Consider the following 24390-nt stretch of genomic DNA (forward strand, 5'->3'; position numbering starts at 1 on the left):
AGTCCACAAATGTAAGAAATGAAATTAATTCCTTAACAATTATTCATAAAGGAAAAACATGATGCGGTATGATATCAAAACATCCAACAGAATGGCTTAAGTAGTCCTTAGTTAAGTGATAATGTTATCTTCACTTCGTCAAGATTGGTACTGCCTTTCATGGCTTCATATCTAATCACATCAGGATTGAGACCTCTAATGTTAAAATATGACTTTATGGAATTAATTCTGTTTTGATCCAAAGAAGTAGGATCAGATATTGACAAGGTCCTTAATATTAGCTTTCCTTTTGGATTACCTTTCATCAATCTGATGGCATTGTCCAATTGATTGATAGCATCTTCTGTAAGCACAGCAAATCCGCGATCAAACGATACCGTAAGTAGTTGGGCATTAGATTCAACAATTGAAACAGCATTATCACCTTTGGTCTTTTTTAGCTCTTCCATATGCTTTACATAGTCAGGTACTTCAAGCGTAAATCCTTTCAAAAAATCAGGTTCGTCTCTCACTATTTGCAATACTGATCCACCTTTGGTAATTTCTGCAAGTACCGGTTTAGTATTGTAAAGAATTACTGCTTCTTTAGATTCCTGACTATAAATATTGTAACCGATCGACATAGCGATCCAAAAAAACACAAACCGGGGGAAATTTGTGAGCCTCATGATATAAGATTTAAGGGTTAAAAATACTTATTATTCCTCCAACAATCCTCTTCCTTCCTTGACTACTTTGCCTTTCGCATTTAAATCATTCAATAATCGATCCAAAATTCCATTTACAAACTCTTTACTCTTGGATGTACTGTAATTTTTTGCAAGTTCCACATATTCATTCAATGTCACTTTTGTAGGAATAGATGGACACATTGTAAACTCACAGATGGCCATTTTTATCATAATCATATCCAAAATGGCTACTCTTTCAGAATCCCAGTTTTGTAAGACAGGTTCTATATATGATAATAACAATTTCTGATCCTTAATAGTTTCCAGGAGTAAAAACTCTCCGTAATCCTTTATAGTCTCTTCATCTGGAAAATGATCCATTATAAAGTTCTCGTTTTCAGAAGGTAAATCCTTGAGAACTTTCTTAATGGTTCCAATAATGATGGATTTATCATCTTCCCAATTGGCATACTGGTCTTCGATAATTTCATTAAAAATCTCATTTCTCCTGCAAAATCTAAATAGTTCAAGCAGAATTTCGAGATCATCATCCTTTGTTGAAGATTTAAGGATATATTGACTGTATATTTCTTCTTTTGAAAATTCATAATATATCGTCCTGAAATGGTCTTTGTCCACTTTGGATGCAAAACCCAATTTTAGAAATTTCCCCTGAATGGTTTTATTTTTTTCCAGAGCTTGAATCATTGAATTTGACCAGAGTTTTGGTTCAAATTTTTTATCTAATTCTGATGGTAGGTGTTTTGAACGTCTTTTTTCATTATCATCGCTAGCGATTTTTGCAATCTGAACGATATTATACAAGGAGAATAATAGTAATTCAAAACTATCTTCAATTTTCTTCCAATACAATTGTACAACCTGTTTATCACTCAAGGACTCATCACGCGATTGGGCATACAACACTTGCATCACCTTTACTCTTACATTTCTCCTGCTCAGCATCTTTTAATTACTTTTAATCGAAGATTATAACTTTTAACAACGCAAATATACAATTTCACATTATATTAAAAAAAAATATACATCTATTTGTCTTTTATTAACTTAATTGAGCACTCTTTTATTTTGTTTTAATTAGTGTTTTTAAATGATAGAATAATTTTGCATTAAACATATTTGCAATCAAAACCCAAACTGGATTCCGGATAAAAAATGGACACCAGCTTGCGGAAAATAAAAATTTTCAGTGACCAGCTTTTCATAAATGTATGAATATGTGTACCCATTGGACACAAATTGATTATTTAAGATATTATTGATCATAATAGTGGCAGTACACCTATGCCATAACTTAGAGTGAAATTCTTTGGCGATTCTTACATTCTGAAAATGGTAAGCAGGAATTTGTCTTCCCTGGTTGGAAGTATTGTCCAAATACTGGGCACTTACAAATTTTGACGAAAACTCTGCTTCAAGGCCCCAATCCGTCTTGTACAAGATCTGAAAAGCTCCGGTGAATGATGGTGAAAACGATATATCAGTTTGTCCGTGATGTATGACTTTTCTTTCAAAATCAATGGTGTAGTCGGGTATGACTTCGTCAAAAGACCCAATCTTGTTTCTACTTAAAGTAAAATTTGTGTGCATAGCCATCTTTTTTGACAGTGCATACGTAATACTACTCTCCCACCCCAGACGATAACTGTCGGGTACATTTATGCGGATAGGTGCTCCAACATCATTGATTTCACCAGTCAGTACGAGCTGATTATTATATCGCATATAATAGATATTGTACTCCATCTCCAGCTTTGATGATTTTGACCTGAACCCTGACTCCAAATTATGCAGTTTTTCCGGTTTTGGAAGTACAAGAAAAATCTGATCAACAAAATCACTGCGGGATGGTTCTCTTTGACCATAAGCATATGAAGTGTAGAGCATACTTTTAGGATTGAGTTGATAACTCAGACCTAGTTTTGGATTGATAAAGACATCAGAATACATCGCATCTATTTTTCTTAAATCATTATCAATACCTGAAATTCTATAGTTTATATTTCTCCATTGTACATCAGCATGTATCTGAAACTTTAAATCTGGAGAAAAAATCAATTTAAAATAGGAAGTTATATCGGACTTTTGACCTTGATTATCATAATAGTGATTTGTTTTTTGATGGTCAGGGTGTGTTGTGGATGTATGGACCACATTTCCATAATGGAGTCCATTGTAGTTTGATAGGTTGATACCTGAATTTAACATCCACTTAGCAGAATAAAAATACTCCACATCCGCATTCAAACCATAAAAATCATTATCCAACCACCTTCGTCTGACTATATCTGATTTTGTGATTTCCATACCATCAAGCTGCAGAGGCTTAAGTCCATAATTTTCAAATTTGTCCTGTGATTTGAATTCTTCGAAAAATCCCTTGCCTTTGGTATAAAAAAGTGTGGTTTTCAGTTTCAAAGCATTAGAAAGAGCCCTTGACCATATAAGTTGATTATGGGTTTGCCGATAATTGTCCACCTGATCAGGATATGTGTAGTAATTGTATCGTCTGTCAGCATTGAATAGATTCAGCGAGTCTAAGGTGGTTTTATAAACAGATCCAGCATTGGTTATATAGTGATTAGTCAAAGATTCAACTGTTCCAAACAATTTGGCTTCAGGAGTGCCGTACCATGCCTGATAAGTAACTTCTTTTCCGCTCATTACATTCCATCGTAAGGACGATTTGTTAGTGACTTTTCCGGCTGAAAAATACAATGAACTAAGGTCAGCAGAAGCCCTGTCAATGTATCCTTCTGAATTAATATAACTGAGTCTGCCTTCTGCAAAATATTTGCCATTGAGCAATCCTGTACCGGCACTCATCTGCAATTTTTTAGTATGGAAAGAACCAAGCCCTGCAGAAATATCGAGATATGGGTTGACTCTATGGTCATGGGTGGAAATACTTACTGTTCCACCGAAAGCTCCGGTTCCATTGGAGGATGTGCCAACACCTCTTTGTATCTGTATGTTTTTGACCGAACCCATAAGGTCAGGTAAATCAACCCAAAATACATTTTGTGATTCTGCATCATTGAGAGGTACTCCGTTGATGGTCACATTGATTCTGGTTTGATCTGATCCTCTCAGACGCATGCTTGTGTATCCGATGCCTGTCCCTGCATCAGACGTCACCACCACAGATGGAATCCATTGAAGTAAAAAAGGAACGTCTTGCCCGAGGTTTTCTTTAGCCAAGTATGCTTTTCCAAGATTTGTTTTGGCAAACGGACCTGATTCATCAGTTCTGTTAGCTTGAATTTCTATCTGATCAAGATTATATATTTATCCAATTAGTGTCACGTTCAGTGCTACATTTTCAAAGATAGAAACTTTATAGATCAATGGTGTATAACCTATAAATGATATCTTACATTCATAGTCACCTGAGGGAATATTGTTTATTCTATAATAGCCTCTATCATCGGTAGCTGTGGCAAAGTTGGTCTCTAAAAGAAATACAGAAGCAAATGACAATTTTTCTCCTTTTTCATTTTTAATCACCCCCTCCAGAGAATGTTGCGTAAAACCCTGACTCCAGATAGCCCAAATGACGATGAATACAAACAATCCCCTCATTAATTTTAGATTTGATAAATGAAAAATTTCCTAATGAGATGCTTTTTGAAGCGGGGAAATTTTCCCTTTTCAGCATTACCTGAACAGGTTCAATGGGTATGATCTCAGCCCAACGAAAGTCAAGCACCCCAATAGGAAACGCAAAGATACATGATTTTAAGAATAATGTAGCGAACAAAAACTTAAAATATAAAGCTATAAGTGTATTTTACTTAAAAATCTAAAATGAATTTCCTATTCCAGACCAAAATTACTGTATTCTGACCTATGAAACAACATGACCATCCCGTCAGGTGTGCTGACGGTTCCTTCACTAAATTGAGCTCCCACTCAATTTTGCTGTTGCACCGTTCAGTCATGCACCATACCGTGTGCCGCTATGCTGTAGCGATGACTACAGCATAGCTGCACACAGTATGATTTGTCGTCAAAAATGCTTATTTTATTATACTTTTGATCTTCATTACGGAACTCATTTTAGATATTTAGGTTTAAATTACTGCTCAAAAATGTTTATTGTCGTGTCAACCTTCACCTTCCAAGGCATGTGGTCAGACCAGATTGACAACCCAGAGTGGTTCATTTCTTAGTGTCTTACAGCACATAATCTGACCGTATCAGCAATACTATCAACACTTATTTATAGTTTCTGAATCAATTAGACGAATATTTTTGTGGTTTCATCTATTGCTGATATAAAAAATTCTATTTCATCAGTTGGACGACTTATCTTTACACCACATATCATGTTAGAGTATGTTTAAATTTTTATGTTTGAGCGAAAGTGAGAAAATTTATTTTTGGCCAAGGCATATTTTGCAGTCGTAGCCGGTCAAGACGATTTTTAGAAAAATGTCTTGATCGGGACAGAAGCGTCCCGAAAGCTCAAGCATAGCTTGACACGGTACGGCGAAAAATATAACTCTGGACAAAATTAAATTTGCCACTTGGAGCCAAATGATAAAAGTTTAAACAAACTCTTATAAGTAAATATTGCTGTTTATAGTTTTAAAAAATATAATGAAGATTTTTACAAAAATATTTTGGGAAAGTTTGCTTCAGGCCACAGGATCTCTGAGGGGTAATAAACTGAGAACCTTTTTATCTCTCTTAGGCATAACCATAGGTATCTTTTGTATCATCACGGTGAAGTCTGCCGTAGATTCATTACAAAAAAACATTGTAGATGGATTCAATGAATTAGGTAGTGACGTAATATATCTGGATAAAATGCCATGGAACGAAGACCCCGGAGATAACTACTGGAAATATGCAAAAAGACCAGAGCCTTCATTTGAAGATTATGAAGCTATAAAAAGAAGATCTAAGTTTGCCGAAAATGTGGCCTACACTGTCTTTACAGGTGGGAGAACTATAAAATTCCAATCAAGTTCTGTATCCAATGCTTTTATCATGGGGTCTTCCCATGAGTACGCCAGTATTCAAAACCTTAAACTTCAGGAAGGCAGATTCTTATCAGCCAATGAATATGAAACCGGAGCCAACAAAGTGATTCTGGGGAATAAAGTCTACAACGAGCTGTTTAAAAGTATCAATGGTATCGGAAAAGAAGTTAAAATTTTTGGTCAGGATTTTCAGGTCATAGGCTACTTAGAATCTGAAGGCGACAATGTATTCAATTTTCTTAATTTTGACGAAGTCATCTGGATAGGATTTAAAACAGCCAAAAAATATGTCAGCGTAAGAGACGAATCTACTGTAGGACGTATGCTTAATATCAAAGCTAAACCAGGAGTATCTATGGATGATTTTAAAGGAGAAATGGCCAGCATTATAAGGGCAGTACGTCGATTGAGGCCGCTTGAAAAAGATAACTTTGCTCTGAATGAACTCTCCATGCTATCTCAGGTATTGGATAGTATCTTTGGTGTCATCAATATAGCAGGATTTATCATAGGTCTATTTGCATTGGTAGTGGGTATGTTTAGTGTCGCAAATATTATGTTTGTTTCTGTAAAAGAGCGAACCAGTATCATTGGAATCAAAAAAGCATTGGGCGCTAAAAGGTATATCATATTGATGGAATTTTTGATCGAAGCCATCATACTTTGTGTCATAGGTGGTATCATTGGGCTTTGCCTTGTCGCAATCACTTTGAAAGTCATATCTATGGTGATACCATTTAGTATGAGTATGTCTATGACAAATATGATCATGGGCGTGGGTGCATCCATCATAGTGGGTATCATATCGGGTATTTTACCTGCTTTGCAGGCATCAGGGATGGACCCGGTTGAAGCCATCAGAGCATAGGTTGTATATAAAAATACAATGTCCTTTAGTTAAGGTATCTTTATGAAGTCTTTCCCTTGTAAGGGAAAGATTTAGATAGAGTAAAAACAAAGAAAAATTTCTTATCTAAACGACATTGTATAAAAATAGGAAAATTGATACAGGTTTTTCGACTTTTTGAGCATAAGTTTGGTAGTTGCTCAGGTTTTTAAATTAAACATCAGTCAAAATGTATACGGGCTTCTGTTAAACACATATAGTAAGTTATATATAAAAAAATATGGGAGTAGATCTGATAGACGTAAAAAATCAAGCTGTGAAAATGACCGGTGTTCTGTTGAAGACAACATCGTTTATTGTATATGCCCGACTGTGGGACGGCTTTTTCCGGCAAAGGCTTGTCATTATGGTTTCACTTCTTGCGGCTATCATTATCCCCTATTCAGTCTTTGAATTGGTCAAATCCAAAATATCATATGCAGGAGCAGCCGACTCTTCCGGTCAGGCACTCGCATCCATGCACAATGCCGTAAGCTGGAGTTCACTTTTTGATGGCACCAATAAATATCTGGTCCTGATCCTCATTCAAATGCTTGTTGTCTACTTTTCAAACCGTACCATAGAATATCTATCAGGAGTCAGGATCAGCATGACAGCCCACGAGTTGTTCAGCTCACAAATAAGAGTAATTGTTGTTTCAGTGAGAAACTGGGTGATTGAACTGGGGATAGGAGTTGTCATTGCGATAATCATAGGTATATTCGGGCCTTCATGGCTGGAAGATGTCATGAAATTTATTGTTGGGTGCTTTTTTGTAGGTTACTTGTTTATTGACAATTACAATTTTACATTTGGATTGACGGTAAAAGATAGCTTCACCATCGTAAAAAAGCATTCCGGTGCAGCTCTCATCGTAGGATTTGTGGCAAAAATCCTTTTATTGCTTCCTGTCATAGGCTCACTCTTTGTTTCTGTTATTTGTTCTGTAGCAGCCACATGGTACATGCATACAAGTGAAGACAAACATGCTGGAATTGAAGCATTTCCAGAATAGGTATTTTTTAATCAAACCTTATAGGTTTTGAAAACCTATAAGATTTAAACTTCTTCCAGGCCAGATTCATTTCTGTTTGATGAGCGATTTGATAACATAGCAGATTACATAATACCTAAAAATCTATGGGTGCATCCCATTTTTACACACGTGGATAGGCGAGCTCAATCCTAAAAGGGAGGTCCCACCCTTAAACTTCTAACTATTAGGATAATCCAACAAATTTGAAACTTAAAAATTATATACTAAAGTACATTTTTGAGATACACCCAATTCTATTCATTTTCTGAATAACAAGAAAGTGGATTATTCAATTCTATATTCTTTAAGACGAAGGTCTGAAACGATTGTCAATGCTTGTTCCCTGATTTCCTTAGCAGATTTCAAGTCATTTACAGCAATGGAAAATTCAATTAATTCTAAGCACTTTATCGCAAAATTGTTGTCAGAATGTAGTTTTAATTCAGGGCTTTCCATATTTCGACTCTTATGTAATGAGTTCATTAAGTCGTATTGACTTTTTAGAACTGCAAATTCATTTATCGGGTTTCCAATATAATTTTTTAATATATCATATCTCTTTGCATTAAACAATACATCCCTTGCAAAGAACCAACATTGCAGTGCTTTGTCAGGATGCTGTTGTCTTATACTTTCAAAAAGCTCAATGGTTTTATTTTCTTCTCCCAATGTCCTATTCAGTCCCACTACATCTGCAAATAGTTTTATTGATGCATTACTATCCAAAATTGTTTTTGTCTTGATATCGCGAATCTCAATTAATGCTGTCATTGCAGGTGGATAAACATCTGCAAGATCTTTCCAGTATTTTAAAGCAAAAGACAAACGAACACCAGACATTGCTTTGTCATATTCAATAGCATGATTATGAAACCAAACATAACGTTCAAGAGCTTCCTTATATTTTTTCTGCATTACCATCTCTTTGGTTTCAGAAAGATACTTCTTCATATCTTGACCAAAAGATGTGATTGAGATGGCTATCAAAGCTGATATTAGTATTGCTTTCATGGTAATCATAGTAAAAAGAAAATATTCTGAAAAAATTTAAACCATAATGTATTATAAATTAAATAATTATAATATTAAATTTTCTCATTCAATTTTCTGTTTAGTTTATTTTAAATTTTGAAATTATTTTCGACTATTTGATTAGTTTGCCCATTTGGTATACTCTCTAATACTTACCGACATCCCCACACAAAAGTAGGTAAAAAAGACCGATTTAGAGATGGCTATAGTGGACAGAAAATATTTTTATTTGGGTTTATAAATATATGATGTATACCACAAAGACAATTGAATACTGAAATTCAAGACCCTATTAATTCAGAGATACTATAAATATTTTGTAGTCATAAAAGCCCATCTGTGGCTCTTTTAATTTTTTTTCACTTTTATCCTCTGATTGATCAACATATAAGTGACATCACCATCACATACTTCCTTTGATCAGACCTCCGTCCACACTGATAGTTTGCCCGGTGATAAACCTTGAGTGGGGTGACAAAAGCCAAACAGCGAGGCTCGCAAAATTTTCAGGATCGCCCAAAAAGCCGACTTTAGTCTCCTTTTCAAATTCTTTTCTTGCATCCTCCGGAGAGATACCCAGCAGCATGGATTTATTGGCAAACAGGCGCTCCATGGCAGGAGTGGCATGATAGCCCGGTGCAAGAATATTGAGCGTGATACCTTGATGTGCCACTTCCTGAGAAAGCGTTTTGACGAATCCAACCACTGCCATCCTCAGAGAATTGCTCAATATCAGATTTTCTATTGGTTGCTTGACGGCGGCACTTTCGATGTACAGGATACGACCATAATGCTGTTCTTTAAATTTTTCCAATAGCTCCTGAGTAAGTTTCACTTTCCATCTGAGGAGTTTTTCATATGCATTATCCCAGTCAGTGATTTCAGTATTGATAAATGCTTTTGCTGGCGGACCACCAGCGTTGACTACTATCCCATGAAGTTTTTTACCATGAATCATCCTGACCAAATCCGCAATAACAGCATCTGTAGTAATATCTCCTGCAAGAATCTGAGTTTGGTTTGGATATAGTTGATGGAGTTCTTCCAGCTTTTCTTCACCACGTGCATTGATGATCACATGAGCGCCTTCAGAAATAAGAAGTTTTGCAATGGCTCTTCCAAATCCGCTTGAAGACCCTGTGACTACAAATAGTGCGTTTTTTAAACCTAGTTCCATATTGTTTGCTCTTATAGGTTACATCATTCTATCCATAAAGTGGATAATTTCTTTTTCCATGACATTTAAAGCGTCATCTACATTACAAACCTCCAGCATTTTCTCCATGATGCTTTGTTTTTCAGTTGGTGTTGGAAAGTACACACTTTTGTAACTTAATATAGTTTCATAAGCTTTGTAGTCGCTCATATTTTCAAATTCAATCAACATTTTATCAAAAGTCGCTTCACCGGTACAGTTTCTGATCAATGCTTTTTCATCCTCGGTAAATTCTATATCAACATTTGCAATATAGATAAGTAAAAAAGCCAAAAACTCATTGTAACTCCATCTTTCATCGACCACCATATTCGTCTATTTTTTACTTATTGATTTCCTGAATTTCTGTAAGATATCCGGGTGTGCCTATCAGTCTCTCATAAGGCAAAATCTCTTTGGTCTGGACTGAAAATATGACTTCGATCCTTCTCTTTTTATAAGTATCCGGCAAATTGCAAACAAAATATCTGGAATCACCACCATCTGCGACAAGGACTAACTGATCTGCAACAGACTCAATTTTGCCTTTGATGTCGGATATGAGTGTCATATTTTTTCTTTCCGGCATACAATCACCAGCAGAAAGACCATCATGACCTGATTTTCCTGGAATGGTACATCCATGCCAAAATAAAAAGAGTACTATCAGATAAGAATACTTTTCCATTACTTACGTTTATCAAATAAATTCATTCAATCTGTTCAATGCCTTGTCCAAACCATCGACATCAGTACCACCGGCGGTTGCAAAGAATGCTTGACCACCACCACCGCCATTGATTTCTGTGGCTAAAGACTTGACTATGTTGCCGGCATGCCAGGATTTGGATTTGGTCAATGTCTCAGAAATGGTGAGCATGATGGTTGCTTTGTCTTGATCTTCCAGGCCAAACAAGATCACAGATTCGCCCAACGCCTGCTGTAGGTTATGTGCCAAAGTTTTTGCTGATTTACTGTCAATGTCTTTGAGTTTTGCGGCCAAAACTTTGATGCCACCTTGATCCTTTGCAGCTGAGATCAGTGTATCCTTTAGTGATGCTGCCTGGATCACTCTTAGCTTTTCGATCTCGCGCAGCAGGTTTTTGTTTTCATCATAGAGATCTGAAATGTTTTTGACCGTATTGACATTATTTTTGAAAAATGACTTTACGGCAGTCAATTCTTTCACCTGTTTATTGATATATTCTTCGGCTTTATCGGCAGTGACTGCTTCTATCCTTCTGACTCCGGCTGCAATACCTGCTTCTGAAGTGATCTTAAAAAATCCAAGCTGACCTGTAGCCCTTACATGGCATCCACCACAAAGTTCCCTTGAATAAGACGGATCAAAAGTGATCATACGCACTGTGTCACCATATTTTTCTCCAAAAAGCATCATGGCTCCTGCCTCCTTCGCAGCTTCCAATGGGATAGATCTCGCTTCTTCAAGGGCAATATTCTGACGGATCTTCTGGTTGACTATTTTTTCGACCTGTGCGAGCTCATAATCAGTGATTTTCTGGAAATGAGAAACATCAAATCTTAAATAATCATCTTTGACCAATGAACCTTTTTGATGCACATGAGTACCCAGAACTTGTCTCAAAGCAGCATGAAGCAGGTGCGTCGCTGAGTGATTATTTTCAGTTAAAGTACGTTTAATTGCATCTATTTCTGCGTAAATTGGACTTGCAATATTATCAGGAATTCTGTCGATAATGTGTATGATCAGGTCATTTTCCTTTTTGGTATCCAGTACCATAACTACTTCACCGTCAAACATCAAAAATCCGGTATCCCCTACTTGTCCTCCTCCTTCAGGGTAGAAAGGAGTTTTGTCCAACACTATCTGATATAGCTCGAGATCTTTTTGCTTCAATACCCTGTAGTTGATTGCCCGGCTATCATTGACTACCAGATTGTCATAACCCAAAAATTCGGATTGCCCATCTTTATTGATGATGACCCAATCTCCTGTTTCTCTTTTGGCATCAGCCCGTGAACGTTCTTTTTGCTCATTGAGTGCCAGGCTAAATCCCGCTTCATCTACCTTCCAGCCTTTTTCGTCCGCTATCAGCCTTGTCAGGTCTACAGGGAAGCCATAAGTGTCATAGAGCTCAAAAACATCTCTTCCATCCACTACATTATCAGTGACCTTCAGATCATCTATTCTCTTCAGACCTCCTTCCAGGGTCTTGAGAAATGATCGTTCTTCTTCTCTGATGACTTTTTCAACAAAAGACTTCTGCAGATAAAGCTCAGGAAACACATTTTCAAACTGTCGGGATAGCACGTCTATCAACTGATGCAATAGCGGCTGTCTGTAATCCAGATAAGTATAATAATATCTGACAGCGCGTCTCAGTATCCTGCGGATGACATAACCAGCACCATTATTGGATGGTAGCTGACCATCTGCTATAGTAAATGATATCGCTCTGATATGGTCTGCGAGCACTCTGAAAGCTACATCCTGCTTAGTATCACTAAAGTGGTAGGATTTGCAAGTGATTTTTTCCACTTCTGCTATGGTACCCGTAAACACGTCAGTATCATAATTGCTCGATTTATTCTGAATGGCGCGCACCAGACGCTCGAAACCCATGCCTGTGTCTACATGCATAGCAGGAAGCGGTTCGAGTGTGCCATCTGCTTTTCTATTGTATTGGATGAATACGTTATTCCAAATTTCGATCACCTGCGGATGATCATTATTGACAAGTTGATGGCCCGGAGTGATCGCTCTCTCTTCATCAGACCGAAGATCGATATGAATCTCACTACATGGCCCACAAGGACCTGTATCACCCATTTCCCAGAAATTATCTTTTTTATTGCCAAAGATGATATGATCCTGAGGTACCAATTTGGACCACTCCTTGAGTGCAATTTGAGAAGGTGGAAGGTTTTCTTTCGGATCACCTTCAAATACTGAAACATATAATCTATCCTTAGGTAGTTTATAAACTTCTGTAAGTAATTCCCAACTCCAGGCTATGGCTTCAGCTTTGAAATAGTCACCAATACTCCAGTTGCCCAGCATCTCAAACATCGTATGATGATAAGTATCGACACCCACTTCCTCAAGATCATTGTGTTTTCCGCTGACCCTCAGGCATTTTTGGGTATCGGCTATCCTGGGAATATCCGGCTTTTTATTACCAAGGAAAAAGTCTTTAAACTGGTTCATTCCCGCATTTGTAAACATCAATGTTGGGTCATTTTTGATCACAATAGGGGCCGAAGCGACTATTTTATGGTTTTTGGATGCAAAAAAGTCAAGAAATTTTTGCCTGATTTCGTTGGATGTCATCATTGGTTTGTCATTAAAGTATATATCTTTTGAAAAACGCCGCAAATATACGCACAATAAATGAGTGGTTAAAGTTAAAAACTTAACATTTTGTGGTACAAGTCAATATTATGGGATAGTCCTATTCAGGCCAAATAAATCGTTTACAAGCATATCTTTTCAAAATGAGATATAAATACTCAAAAAGGATCACTTCCTTTTCCGCTCCATCCAAACACAGGGAATCGGCACTCCACTTAGTATAAAATCATAGGAAGATGTGATCTCAAAACCAGACTTTTTCAATACACGCTGTGAGCCTTGATTTTCCACATTGGCTGTTGCGTACAAAAATTCGATATTCAAGGTCTCATCTGCTATCTTTGTCCATGCTTTGGCACTCTCTGTGGCGTACCCAAGCCCCCAAAATTGCGGTCGCAATCTATATCCCAAATCATAAAAATCCTCGTGCCCATTAGTTTCTTCTCTGATCAGTTTGATGCCTGACCATCCGATGAGTTTACCGCTTTTATTCTCTATTACAGTCCATCTGCCTATTCCATTTTCTTCATATTGGAGTATGATATTTTCGAGATATTGATACACTTGAGCTATATCTGTAAGTACTTGATTGCCTAAGTATTGCATGACCCGGTTATCAGAATCGAGTGCAAACAATGAAGGCGCATCTTCTACTTGTAAGGGCCTTAATATGAGATTTTCTGTATTAATTTCAGATGGTAAAAATATGTTCATCCGCCAAATGATAAAATTATGAAATATTCTAATCAGAAACTATAATTTCTAGTTGAGCAGGACTTCGGTTTACTCCACGATAGCTATTTTGAACCAGAATATTGGAAACAATGATTTTCGATCCTTTATTTAGTTTTTTTATCATGGTCATGGCAGAATCATCCGGGATATTGCCACGCATGGTACTGCCATAAATCGTTATACCCGATTCGTTTAGTATAATCAAATGAAAAGAATATATCTCGGACTTCATATCTTCCGGAAAATCATCTGGATAGGTCTGATAGAGCTTTCCGATTTTATCAAGTTCATTTTTTTTGATAACTCCTTGTCTCTCAGCCTCAAATCTGGGAACAATTTCAGGAAGTTTTTTTGATGTTACAGTTTTCACCTCACAAATGACCTTTTTATAATATAGTTTTAGCTTCAGTTCTTCGCCTTCAGTTTGAGGAAAAAAAGTGAAAGTACTGTCATTCCTTCTGTTGATATAGCCGGCACTTATTTTTATATTGATGTCTTCAGGATTGCACCCGTTCATCTGTATATATACAAAACCTTCAGTACCTATAAAAAATGATGAAGGCGTCATCCTACTGAATTGAGGCACATTACCGGTAAAATTTGAAAAAAGAACACCTATAAGAAATATTAGATTCATTATATTTTGATATTTACTAAGTGTATGTTTAGTGCATGTTTAGTGGATGTATAGAGTGTGTTTGAACGAAAATACGATTATTTTTGAGAATAAATTGTCATGAGGTATCTTCATATTCTTTATGACCATATATTCACCTTTTTATCCTTATTTAACAGCGTATCCTGATCCCATAATGACTGGTGATGCAATAGAGATATGTAAAACACTTGACAGATTGGATTGTTGGAATATATCTCCCACCTTTGCTGCATTCATTTTTTTAATTGTAAATGTGAAATGATGATCTTCTGTTGAAATGTTACATATCCCGGCATTTTCTTCTAAGTATTCTTTAGGCATGAGAAAATTTTTGGATCTGTGATAACTTATACCTGATTTCATCAACATAGTAAATATTGAAAAATTAAAAGGCCGGACGACATCAGAACGTTTTTCGATCGATATACTTCTGATTTCCTGATTTGTCAGTAGTACAAGCCTATTATTTTCTAAATTTCTGAAGTAGATTCCCAATCCATTTTTAAACAATGAAATTGATGCATTATGTGTAGGACCTGCAATATTATAGCCAGGGTCACAATATTGTAATCCGATGATATGGTTATCAAAAAATCCTAAAAATTTATTTCTATCAACCTTACCACCGCAATAGTCATCAATTTGCTTTTGAGCAGAAGCTCCGGCATATTTTTTAAGATCGATTATTTTCATGAATAAAAATTATTGTAAAATAGTATCTTTTTGAATTCTTTTTACAGCTCTTTCCAGATCGGTCATGGCACCAAATTCTGTTCTGTAAGCCATACCAAGACCATATTTTTCTCTCAACTCTGTAAAATTGACAGGATCTAAATCATTTTTGCCATATAGTCTTATTTTTAGTCTCCGGTCTTCTGTCAACCGAAACTCCACAGCAAAATCCAAAAGTATCTGATTGATATCTCTACCTTGATTTTGAAGAACATAATTACCACCCAAATCCAAAGAAATCCTGTCATTTTTAAGAAAAACGGTATTCCGAAATCCTATTTCGTCGGGTATCAAGTCATTATCAACAAATCCAAAATTAATATTACGTACATTCATACCGAAATCAACACCAGAAATAAATCCATTTTCAGATATTCTGGAATTGATGATATTTGTGATATACACCGACAATTGTGATGTCAAAAATTCACTCAAAGTATTGACAGAAGCGGATTGAATTCCTGCAGTTCCAAATGCGTCTGAAACTCTATTGGATGGTAAAAATGAATTAAATACTATCAGACCCATGGCCTGACCATTCAACTCAAGTTCATTGCTCCGGATAGAACGTAATTTAGATTCAGCAAAATTGGCCACATCTCCGGTAAGATTGGGGAAGGCGAGGTCAAATTTTATTTCCGGTTTGTAAAGTGTACCACCCAGCTTGAGTTTAAGGTCGACTTCTGTATTTTGCCTGGCAAGATTGAGGTCCGCCGCGCTTGCCAAAGTCAAATACTCGTTAATAAATTGTTCGATCGGTGTTCTTGCACGATAGTTGGCAGTCATATCCAAGGTTGCATTTACTGGATCACCCGTCCATCGGATCGAACCGCCTCTTTGTACCACAAATGGTTTTGCCACTGGCAGTAATGCCACTGTGAAGAGATATTGTCCTTGTTCGATTTCGTAGTTTCCGAAAATTTCAAAATCACCTTCTCTGGTGATGTCGATTTTCATATTTCCCCTGCCGGTACCTCGTATTATATCACCTTTTGCTTCATTAAATATAAGACTAAGTTCGGCATCCGGAGTGATGGTTAGCGTCATTTCTATATTGATACCTTCTATGGAAGTATTTTTTTTCAGTTCTTCCGATTGATTGCCTTTTTTGACAAACCTGATAAAATTCTGATCGATAGTAGATTGAGTATTACCTACAGGAATAAAAAGTTTTGTTCCCGGTCCCGAAGTAGCATTGATTTTCATATTTACTTTCGAAAATGGTCCTTTAAATTCCGCAACAACAGGGCCAATACCATATCCATAATAAGCGGGATTGTCAGCCTTAGTTGTATTCAGAGCCACCACATTATTTCCTGTGATGGTAGCATTGACTCCCATATTTTTAAATAAATCATGCGTCAAACCTCCTCTTATTATACCGATGGATCCGTTTTGGTCTGAAATTCTCGCTCCATCGAGATCTATCAACTTATTGCTTACTCGGATTTTTTGCTGATCAAATGAATATGAAGCACCGGTATATTTTAAGGTTGTTTTACCTTTTTGTACTATACCTTCACCAGACAGGTTGAATTGGTTTGCTGCCGACGTAAACACCAGATCTGCGTTGATGTGACCTGAAGTATTCTTGATACCATCTTTCAGCAGATATTCAAGAAGTTTCAATGGTGCCTGCCTTAATTTTATTTTGCTATCGAGGTTTTTCGATTTTTCATCATATGTACCTTTTATGGCCAGAAAGTCGCCTATTGAAATATTTGCCTTAAGAGGAACATTTTTAAGTTTTGTGGCATCAATATATACAGACCCATAAGGATCCCCATTGATCGTAAATTGAGGAATATTGACATAACCTGAAAGTTGTTTGTCTCCTGCATAAAGATCTTCGATTCGAGCAGAAACATTGGTTATTCCGGCAAATTTCATTTTATCATACTTTATGATTCCATTGAGTATATTCAGATCAAAATTTGAAATGTCCAAAGTGAGCCCTTTGTTATTGTTAATATCGTTCAATTCAAAAGATCTGCTCCCATCTGAAATAATCATGTTTTCCAGGCTGATATAACCTTTTCCAAAAGTTGCATTGTTTTTGCGGTCAATTTTCCATGTGGTACCCAGCAAAACCATCAGATTGTCTGTAAATGAAAGATCATATCCTTTCAGATGGGGTACCAAAGTACCTTTGATGTCAAATGTTTCCAAAGTGTCGATGATCTTGTCCGTAGAAAATGCAAAACTGATCGTATCGCCTTTCATCTTGGTTTGCAGGTCGATAGGATTAAATTTTCTGCCGATCACATAAGTGGAATCAATATGTATAAGTATGTCTCCTTCTTTTTTGTCAGAAGACACCAGAAGCTGAATATTTTGGAGAGAATCATTGTTAATTCTTATCAAGGGGATTTCAGAAGCAATTGATATTTCACTTTTATATGTATCTATCCTACCTTTGAGACTGAGATTATTGAAATAGCTGTTATTAAGCCCGGCGAGCGATAGAAAGTTACGGCTATCATTTATTTGAAAATTGAAATCAAATTTCTGGTGATCCTGAAGATTTTCAGCCACTACTTTCCAGTCTTTTGTAAGTAACGGATAGTTAGTCAATATGATTTTTTTTGCTGCTTTAACCACGTTTGGCAGATCATACTTTCCATCCATGGTCATCTTACCAAGATCGCTTTCCAACATGAGCAATCTGGTTTTGTTGACTGTGTTTTTTGACTCTATTTTGAGTTTTTCTAAATTATAAAAAGTGTCATTAGCCATGATATTCAATGCAGAAAAATCAATATTTCCGGTGAAATCATTGATATTGGTACCTGAAACATCCAACTCCATATTACCCTTGAATGCCAATGGATTTTTCGAGAGATTTAATGCAAATAAGTCAAGTTTATACACTTCAGATTTAAAATTAAGAAAGGCACGTTTATTAAGATATTCCACATTCCCTTTGAAAATAAAATCTACATTTTCATCTGAGATCCTAAAACCTCCTTTAAAAGTATTCTTGTTGATTTTTCCGTTTAAGACAAAGTCTTTGTAATCGTATTTTTTAAAGATCAGCGAATTTACTGTAGCATTAAGATCTGCTTTTACTGTATTTAATGTCAATCCTCGTCCATCATTCACCTTAGACCGGAAACTTACCAAACCTATATCTTTGTTATCTGCCCAGATTCCGAGATTGAAATTATTGACATTCAGGGTTCCTGAATAGTTGGCCTTTTCTTCACCTGATGTAATGTCGAGCCTCATATCCAATTCTGCGTTACCAATATCAGACCTTAATTTACCATAAGCTACAAAGTCTTCAAGGTAGCCATCAAATCTTCCGGTAAAGTTGATCGAACCGAGTTTATAAAAGTTGTCCGGCGGATTAAAATTTGGTATGACCATCTTGAGTCTTCGCATTGAAGTTTCAAATTTGTCAAGCTTTATATTCAATACAGTATTCTCAGGGTCGAGCAACTCACGGGTATTGAATGTACCTTTCAGATTCATTTTATCACCAAGCCTTATGGACACGTCTCTGCCGCCGAGATTATTGATCTTTCCATAATATCTGCCACTGATATCAATGACCTCATCCATATTTTTTTTGATGACCGGTACACTTTCCAGCCCTTTTACAAAATGCGCTAAATCTCTCAGGTGGACCTTAGATGATTTAAGCTCTGCATTAAGGATCACCTCATTGGAAAAATCTGAAAAGGCTGTAAAATCTGCAAAATTCATTCTAAACCTGTCAGTGATCTTTGTTTTGCCCATATCGACGGTGAGACCATTGAGTTGGATAGTCTCATTTGTAACATAGACCGTATCACTCTTGATATTTCTGATCTGATACCCTGTATTGTCTTCAGCATTGATTCCTTCAATTTTGGATGTCAACTGCCCATCTCTCAAAACCGTGTTGGTAACAATCAGATTTAAATCCCGGAAAAAGAAGTTTTTATAATCGAGCTGATCTTTTAAATCCGTATCCTGATTTACGAGTTTGTTTTGGATGCCAAAAAAACCATTTTTAATGCTCAGGTCTTTAAGCAAAAAAACTAACGGAGTTTGATCCGTAGATACAGATGTGTTTTGAGTTTCATCTGAGTTGTTTATATCTTCGCTGTAGCATGCATAGTCATAGGTAACAGATTGAAAATGCGGACTATCCAGCAAAATATATGAAATATCATATTCATTGCATGCCAAATCAAGATAATTGATATCAATGTGTCCTGATTTTAATTTTATCTGCTGGTATTTACCTTTATTTTTATCATCAATGAGTATGTCAATTTTGCTTAAATCTATCTCCTTGATAGCCAAAAGTAGTGGGCTACTGCCGGTTTTCTTTTTATCAGATGATGATAACCTTTCCAAGAATTGACTAAAGTTGCTTTTCTTTTGACCTAATTCAGTAAGGATGTGCATCCTGACATCTTTGATACCTATGTAAGATAAGTCCAATTGATTTTTAAATAGAAAAAAGAGATTTTTTCGCAGTGAAATATTGAGCGCTCCCAAATGAAGTATAGTATCTTTCTGATCATCTACTATATCCACTTGCTGTAGAATGATACCATCTAATGGATTGATTTTGACCCTTTGGGCATTGATTTGGGTATTTGTAGCTTGAGAAATATAGGCGGTTACTTTTTGACCCAACCATGTCTGAACTAGAGAAAACTGCAGTAAAAGTAGAATCACCAGCATCAATACCAGAATCGCAGAGAATACTCTCCTGAACCATTTGACGACAGAAGGTCTTTCAGTATTCCAAAACTGTGGAGTTTTCTTTTCTTCCAAAACTAATAAGGTATATGTCTATCATTACAACGACGGTAAAGATACGGCATTTAACCCAAATTTGGATGGTTTTAACAGATTATTAAATATAGGTGCATTTCATTTTTTCGCATTGTGCTCGATTTCTTATCAAGTTTCGTTTGTTCATTGTAGCTTTTAACTACGATGCAATATATTAAAGCATCTTGCCGGAATCGCAAAAAAAATTGATGATTTTTAATGTGAGGCGAAAAAATGAAATACAACCTTCTCTTATATCTAATCTTTATGTCCGAGATTAATATAGGGACGTAGTCCTGTGATCTTTTTAGCAAAAATATCCAAGTACCATTACGGAGGGGCGTAGCCCTGTGATCTTAAAAGATGTGGTAAATATAAGATGTAAGGGCTACGCCCCTTATGTTGCAGGTGCTAATGTTTTCTACAAAGATGACAGAGCTACGCTCCTGCCCTGATAGGCAGGAGTAATTTATCTTCAGGATCATGTATCTAAAGCTTCGTTTGTTCGTCGCAGCTTTTAGATACGATGCAATATATTAAGAGTATGTTTAAACTTTTATCATTTGGCTCCAAGTGGAAAATTTAATTTTAGCCAGCGTTATATTTTTCGACGTAGCTTCCGGCTACGACTACAAAATATGCCTTGTCAAAAATTAAATTTTATCACTTTCACTCAAACATAAAAATTTAAACATACTCTAAGGCATCTTGACTAAATCGCAAAAAAAATTGATGATTTTTAATGTGAGGCGAAAAAATGAAATACAACCTAAAATATTGGCTAATGGTCATTTAGTCCCGTGAATTGAAGAAATTTTGTCTTTTAACTACTGATAAGCTATTTGGGCACAGCAATTAATAAGCATTGGAAATGTTATTATTTTAACCTAATCTAAAATCTGACAGCTAAAACGGTTATAAAATTCAAGTTGCTGTCGGTGAATCTATTTCCCTCTGCGAATATGTCATATTTTGACAAAAATGTTTTTATTTCATTTCTCCATACTGCATTTGTGTTTAAATGTATGTCGAGATTTAGAGAAAATCCCATAGTCTCAAAATACTTGGAGTTGATTGTTGATATTATAATATTATGAGGATCTGTATAATTTTCAGATCTTAATGCCATCTTGTAGCGTTCACTAAAGGTATATCTTCCAATAAATATCGGTGCATACCAAATACCGTAAGACTTTTTGTCGTATCTGTCCCTACCGATATCAAAGCCTGCAATGAAAGAAAGTCTATCGTTCGGAGTAAAAATTGTATAGAAATTATGAAATATTCTGGTTCCATCTTTAACAATTTCAGTCAATACTTTTCCAATAAAATTGCTATAATTGATCGTCCATCTTGATGAAGGCTTGTACTGGACTTGTATTCCAAAAGAAGGACTCTGGTGACCAACTTGACGAAATACTCTCTGCCAACCGTTTAATACTAAAAAGGATGTACTCCATTTTTGGTTTTTAGATTCATATCCTAACTTTATGCCAGTCTCGTAATATGGCGAATTTTCGGCCATAATACTCCTGGTTAATGTCCAGCAATCAGCTCCGATGGCGCTTTCGAATCCTATGTGAGATGGCATGATTCCAACATCAAGCCACCAACTATTATCTTTTGAAAGCCTGATGCCTGCATTGGCTTCAAAAATAAACTGGGCCCAGATTGGCTCTGAACTTAAATTACTTTGCGCATAGGTTCCTATCATCCCTGATAAATTGGTCCGAAGGTTTTGTGTTTTATATTTTGCTGAAATGAAAGCCAGATTGATATTGACTTCATTATGTCGGTTATGATTGTATATAAACTCAGGCAATAAGTGGTCATCAGGCTGTGCAAAATTATATGTGTAATAAAACTCTGCATAACCATTGATTTTAAGTCCGTTTAAGGTATCAGATTGTGCCATTGTGATACCAGTCAAACTGCAGAAATAGTATAGGAGCAAATACTTCATTTTAAAAAAAAAGTTTACAACGACCCGTTTTAGGAAACGCTGTAAACTTTTGGTATAATAAGCTTTAAAATTTTACATCAACATCATTTATTCAATTCTGCCCTAATCTGGTTTAAGGCAGAACCCCATTTTACCCAATCTATCTGTGCCTGATTGTAAGTGTGTGCTGCTTCAATGTATTCATCAGTACCATCTACATGATGCAGTTGAACAAGAAGATTTTTACCAGGAGACATTTCATTAAATCCCATAATAAACACTTCATCATCCTGTCTGATTTTGTCATAATCGGCTGGGTTGGCAAATGTCAGGGCCAACATACCTTGCTTTTTGAGGTTGGTTTCGTGGATTCTGGCAAAAGACTTTACCATTACTGCCTTCACTCCGAGGAACCTTGGCTGCATGGCGGCATGCTCCCTTGATGATCCTTCTCCATAATTTTCCTCACCGAAAACAATGGTGCCTATACCGGCAGACTGATAAGCTCTGGCTGAATCCGGGACAGGCATATAATCACCCTTGACATAATTGATAACCTTGTTGGTGTCATCATTGAATGAGTTTACTGCACCTATCAGTGTATTGTTAGATATATTGGACAAATGTCCCCTGTAGGTCAACCATGGACCCGCCATAGAAATATGGTCTGTGGTGCATTTGCCTTTTGCTTTGATTAGAATGCGCATACCTCCTAATTGATCAGCTTTTATAGGAACAAATGGCTCTAATAATTGCAGTCTGTCTGATGTTGGCGCTACTTTTACCACCACACCACTTCCATCTTCTGCAGGGGCGATAAATCCGGCATCTTCTACCGCAAAACCCAGCGGTGGCAGTTCCATTCCTATAGGCTCATCCAGCATGACAGATTCGCCATTTTCATTGACGAGACTGTCAGTGATCGGATTGAAATCCAGCCTTCCTGCCAGTGCTATTGCAGTAACAATCTCCGGTGATGCTACAAAAGCGTGCGTATTTGGATTGCCATCTGCTCTTTTTGAGAAATTCCTGTTGAAGGAGTGGATGATGGTGTTTTTCTCTTTTTTATCAGCTCCAAATCTGTCCCACTGTCCTATACATGGCCCACAGGCATTGGCAAAAACGGCGGCTCCTATCTTGTCAAAAGTATCAATAAAACCATCACGCTCTATAGTAAATCTTACCTGCTCAGAACCAGGAGTGATGGTAAATTCTGATTTGGTTTTTAGATTTTTATTCAGTGCCTGAGTAGCTATCGATGCCGCTCTGGAAATATCTTCATATGATGAATTAGTGCATGAACCAATCAATCCTACTTTAACTTCTACAGGCCAGTCTTTGCCTTTATCAGCCAAAACTGCTTTCATTTGTGAGATCGGTGTAGCCAAATCCGGTGTGAATGGTCCGTTTATATGTGGTTCCAATTCTGAAAGATTGATCTCAATCACCTGATCAAAATATTTAGCAGGATCTGTATAGCAGTCAGGATCAGCTGTCAAATGTTCGGCAATGGCATCAGCATACTTTGCTACATCTTCTCTGCCGGTAGATACAAGATATCTGGACATAGATGCATCATATCCGAATGTGGACGTTGTGGCCCCAATTTCAGCTCCCATATTGCATATAGTACCTTTCCCTGTACAGGACATAGAGTTTGCTCCTTCACCAAAATATTCCACTATGGCTCCGGTACCACCTTTTACAGTAAGAATGCCTGCTACTTTTAAGATAACATCTTTTGGAGATGTCCAGCCATTGAGTTTACCGGTCAATTTCACACCGATCAATTTGGGCATCTTCAATTCCCATGCCATACCCGCCATTACATCTACTGCATCTGCACCTCCTACACCTATAGCCACCATGCCCAGGCCACCAGCATTTACTGTGTGTGAGTCAGTACCAATCATCATGCCACCAGGAAAGGCATAGTTTTCCAATACTACCTGATGAATGATACCTGCCCCTGGTTTCCAGAATCCGATGCCATATTTATTCGATATGGACTGTAAGAAATCAAATACTTCTGAGTTAGTATCCAAAGCACCTTTTAAGTCTACATCAGCATTGATTTTAGCCTGAATTAGGTGATCACAATGGACGGTACTGGGTACTGCCACCTTAGATCTTCCGGCTGTCATAAACTGTAGCAGGGCCATCTGGGCCGTAGCATCCTGCATAGCCACTCTGTCAGGTGAAAAAAATACATAATCTTTTCCCCTTTTATATTCCTGAAGTGGAGAATCAGGATGTAAATGAGCATATAATATCTTTTCTGACAGTGTCAATGGTCTGCCCAATACCTTTCTTGCTGCTTCCACCTTAGCCGGGAACCCTTCGTAGGTAGCTTTAATTCTTTCTATATCAAAAGCCATAATCTTATT

At 36.8% G+C, this 24390-nt stretch carries 17 protein-coding genes and 1 riboswitch; of the genes, 2 read left to right on the forward strand and 15 right to left on the reverse strand.

The window, feature by feature from the left end; genetic code table 11:
* Positions 1 to 107: 107 nt before the first annotated feature.
* The 4 genes from IPK35_14395 to IPK35_14410 form a co-directional block, all read right to left on the reverse strand.
* Positions 108 to 668: a hypothetical protein gene (locus IPK35_14395; GenBank protein MBK8054412.1), complete on the reverse strand. Its 561-nt coding sequence runs from the start codon at positions 666 to 668 to the stop codon at positions 108 to 110.
* A gap of 30 nt (positions 669 to 698) precedes the next feature.
* Positions 699 to 1637, reverse strand: a complete 939-nt coding sequence (locus IPK35_14400; GenBank protein ID MBK8054413.1) for a transcription antitermination protein NusB — start codon at positions 1635 to 1637, stop codon at positions 699 to 701.
* A 180-nt stretch (positions 1638 to 1817) separates the two neighbouring features.
* Positions 1818 to 3893 carry a TonB-dependent receptor gene (locus IPK35_14405; protein MBK8054414.1) on the reverse strand — a complete coding sequence of 692 codons (2076 nt, stop codon included), beginning with the start codon at positions 3891 to 3893 and terminating at the stop codon, positions 1818 to 1820.
* Positions 3894 to 3980: 87 nt separating this feature from the next.
* Positions 3981 to 4274, reverse strand: a complete 294-nt coding sequence (locus tag IPK35_14410) for a carboxypeptidase-like regulatory domain-containing protein (GenBank protein MBK8054415.1) — start codon at positions 4272 to 4274, stop codon at positions 3981 to 3983.
* Positions 4275 to 4319: 45 nt separating this feature from the next.
* Positions 4320 to 4415, reverse strand: a riboswitch (TPP riboswitch).
* A gap of 879 nt (positions 4416 to 5294) precedes the next feature.
* On the opposite strand from IPK35_14410, the gene IPK35_14415 reads away from it, so the two are divergent.
* Positions 5295 to 6548, forward strand: coding sequence for an ABC transporter permease (locus IPK35_14415; GenBank protein ID MBK8054416.1), 1254 nt, complete (start codon positions 5295 to 5297; stop codon positions 6546 to 6548).
* Positions 6549 to 6807: 259 nt separating this feature from the next.
* On the forward strand, positions 6808 to 7581 hold the full coding sequence (locus IPK35_14420) for a hypothetical protein (protein MBK8054417.1): 774 nt from the start codon (positions 6808 to 6810) through the stop codon (positions 7579 to 7581).
* Positions 7582 to 7887: 306 nt separating this feature from the next.
* Here IPK35_14420 and IPK35_14425 read toward each other — a convergent pair whose 3' ends face one another.
* The 11 genes from IPK35_14425 to IPK35_14475 form a co-directional block, all read right to left on the reverse strand.
* A complete protein-coding gene (locus tag IPK35_14425; GenBank protein MBK8054418.1) occupies positions 7888 to 8613 on the reverse strand; it encodes a hypothetical protein in 726 nt (241 codons plus the stop codon).
* Between the two features lie 424 nt (positions 8614 to 9037).
* Positions 9038 to 9811, reverse strand: a complete 774-nt coding sequence (locus IPK35_14430; protein MBK8054419.1) for an SDR family oxidoreductase — start codon at positions 9809 to 9811, stop codon at positions 9038 to 9040.
* Positions 9812 to 9829: 18 nt separating this feature from the next.
* Positions 9830 to 10159: a hypothetical protein gene (locus IPK35_14435; protein MBK8054420.1), complete on the reverse strand. Its 330-nt coding sequence runs from the start codon at positions 10157 to 10159 to the stop codon at positions 9830 to 9832.
* Positions 10160 to 10172: 13 nt separating this feature from the next.
* Positions 10173 to 10517: a hypothetical protein gene (locus IPK35_14440; GenBank protein MBK8054421.1), complete on the reverse strand. Its 345-nt coding sequence runs from the start codon at positions 10515 to 10517 to the stop codon at positions 10173 to 10175.
* 12 nt (positions 10518 to 10529) lie between these two features.
* On the reverse strand, positions 10530 to 13142 hold the full coding sequence (alaS, locus tag IPK35_14445; protein MBK8054422.1) for an alanine--tRNA ligase: 2613 nt from the start codon (positions 13140 to 13142) through the stop codon (positions 10530 to 10532).
* Between the two features lie 189 nt (positions 13143 to 13331).
* On the reverse strand, positions 13332 to 13877 hold the full coding sequence (locus IPK35_14450) for a GNAT family N-acetyltransferase (GenBank protein ID MBK8054423.1): 546 nt from the start codon (positions 13875 to 13877) through the stop codon (positions 13332 to 13334).
* A 28-nt stretch (positions 13878 to 13905) separates the two neighbouring features.
* Complete coding sequence (locus tag IPK35_14455) at positions 13906 to 14535, reverse strand: hypothetical protein (GenBank protein ID MBK8054424.1); 630 nt, start codon at positions 14533 to 14535, stop codon at positions 13906 to 13908.
* A 147-nt stretch (positions 14536 to 14682) separates the two neighbouring features.
* Positions 14683 to 15249, reverse strand: coding sequence for a hypothetical protein (locus IPK35_14460; protein MBK8054425.1), 567 nt, complete (start codon positions 15247 to 15249; stop codon positions 14683 to 14685).
* Between the two features lie 9 nt (positions 15250 to 15258).
* The gene (locus IPK35_14465; GenBank protein ID MBK8054426.1) at positions 15259 to 20061 is read right to left on the reverse strand and encodes a translocation/assembly module TamB domain-containing protein; all 4803 of its coding nucleotides are present in this window, start codon (positions 20059 to 20061) and stop codon (positions 15259 to 15261) included.
* An 892-nt stretch (positions 20062 to 20953) separates the two neighbouring features.
* On the reverse strand, positions 20954 to 22024 hold the full coding sequence (locus IPK35_14470; GenBank protein ID MBK8054427.1) for a porin: 1071 nt from the start codon (positions 22022 to 22024) through the stop codon (positions 20954 to 20956).
* 83 nt (positions 22025 to 22107) lie between these two features.
* A complete protein-coding gene (locus IPK35_14475; protein ID MBK8054428.1) occupies positions 22108 to 24381 on the reverse strand; it encodes an aconitate hydratase in 2274 nt (757 codons plus the stop codon).
* Positions 24382 to 24390: the final 9 nt, after the last annotated feature.

The organism is Saprospiraceae bacterium (assembly GCA_016713025.1).
GTDB lineage: Bacteria > Bacteroidota > Bacteroidia > Chitinophagales > Saprospiraceae > OLB9.

Excerpts from the sequence above, each read along its gene's own strand:
- IPK35_14395 (MBK8054412.1), bottom strand. The coding sequence starts at position 668 with ATGAGGCTCACAAATTTCCCCCGGTTTGTGTTTTTTTGGATCGCTATG.
- IPK35_14400 (MBK8054413.1), bottom strand. The coding sequence starts at position 1,637 with ATGCTGAGCAGGAGAAATGTAAGAGTAAAGGTGATGCAAGTGTTGTAT.
- IPK35_14410 (MBK8054415.1), bottom strand. The coding sequence starts at position 4,274 with ATGAGGGGATTGTTTGTATTCATCGTCATTTGGGCTATCTGGAGTCAG.
- IPK35_14415 (MBK8054416.1), top strand. The coding sequence starts at position 5,295 with ATGAAGATTTTTACAAAAATATTTTGGGAAAGTTTGCTTCAGGCCACA.
- IPK35_14420 (MBK8054417.1), top strand. The coding sequence starts at position 6,808 with ATGGGAGTAGATCTGATAGACGTAAAAAATCAAGCTGTGAAAATGACC.
- IPK35_14425 (MBK8054418.1), bottom strand. The coding sequence starts at position 8,613 with ATGAAAGCAATACTAATATCAGCTTTGATAGCCATCTCAATCACATCT.
- IPK35_14430 (MBK8054419.1), bottom strand. The coding sequence starts at position 9,811 with ATGGAACTAGGTTTAAAAAACGCACTATTTGTAGTCACAGGGTCTTCA.
- IPK35_14435 (MBK8054420.1), bottom strand. The coding sequence starts at position 10,159 with ATGGTGGTCGATGAAAGATGGAGTTACAATGAGTTTTTGGCTTTTTTA.
- IPK35_14440 (MBK8054421.1), bottom strand. The coding sequence starts at position 10,517 with ATGGAAAAGTATTCTTATCTGATAGTACTCTTTTTATTTTGGCATGGA.
- alaS (MBK8054422.1), bottom strand. The coding sequence starts at position 13,142 with ATGACATCCAACGAAATCAGGCAAAAATTTCTTGACTTTTTTGCATCC.
- IPK35_14450 (MBK8054423.1), bottom strand. The coding sequence starts at position 13,877 with ATGAACATATTTTTACCATCTGAAATTAATACAGAAAATCTCATATTA.
- IPK35_14455 (MBK8054424.1), bottom strand. The coding sequence starts at position 14,535 with ATGAATCTAATATTTCTTATAGGTGTTCTTTTTTCAAATTTTACCGGT.
- IPK35_14460 (MBK8054425.1), bottom strand. The coding sequence starts at position 15,249 with ATGAAAATAATCGATCTTAAAAAATATGCCGGAGCTTCTGCTCAAAAG.
- IPK35_14470 (MBK8054427.1), bottom strand. The coding sequence starts at position 22,024 with ATGAAGTATTTGCTCCTATACTATTTCTGCAGTTTGACTGGTATCACA.
- IPK35_14475 (MBK8054428.1), bottom strand. The coding sequence starts at position 24,381 with ATGGCTTTTGATATAGAAAGAATTAAAGCTACCTACGAAGGGTTCCCG.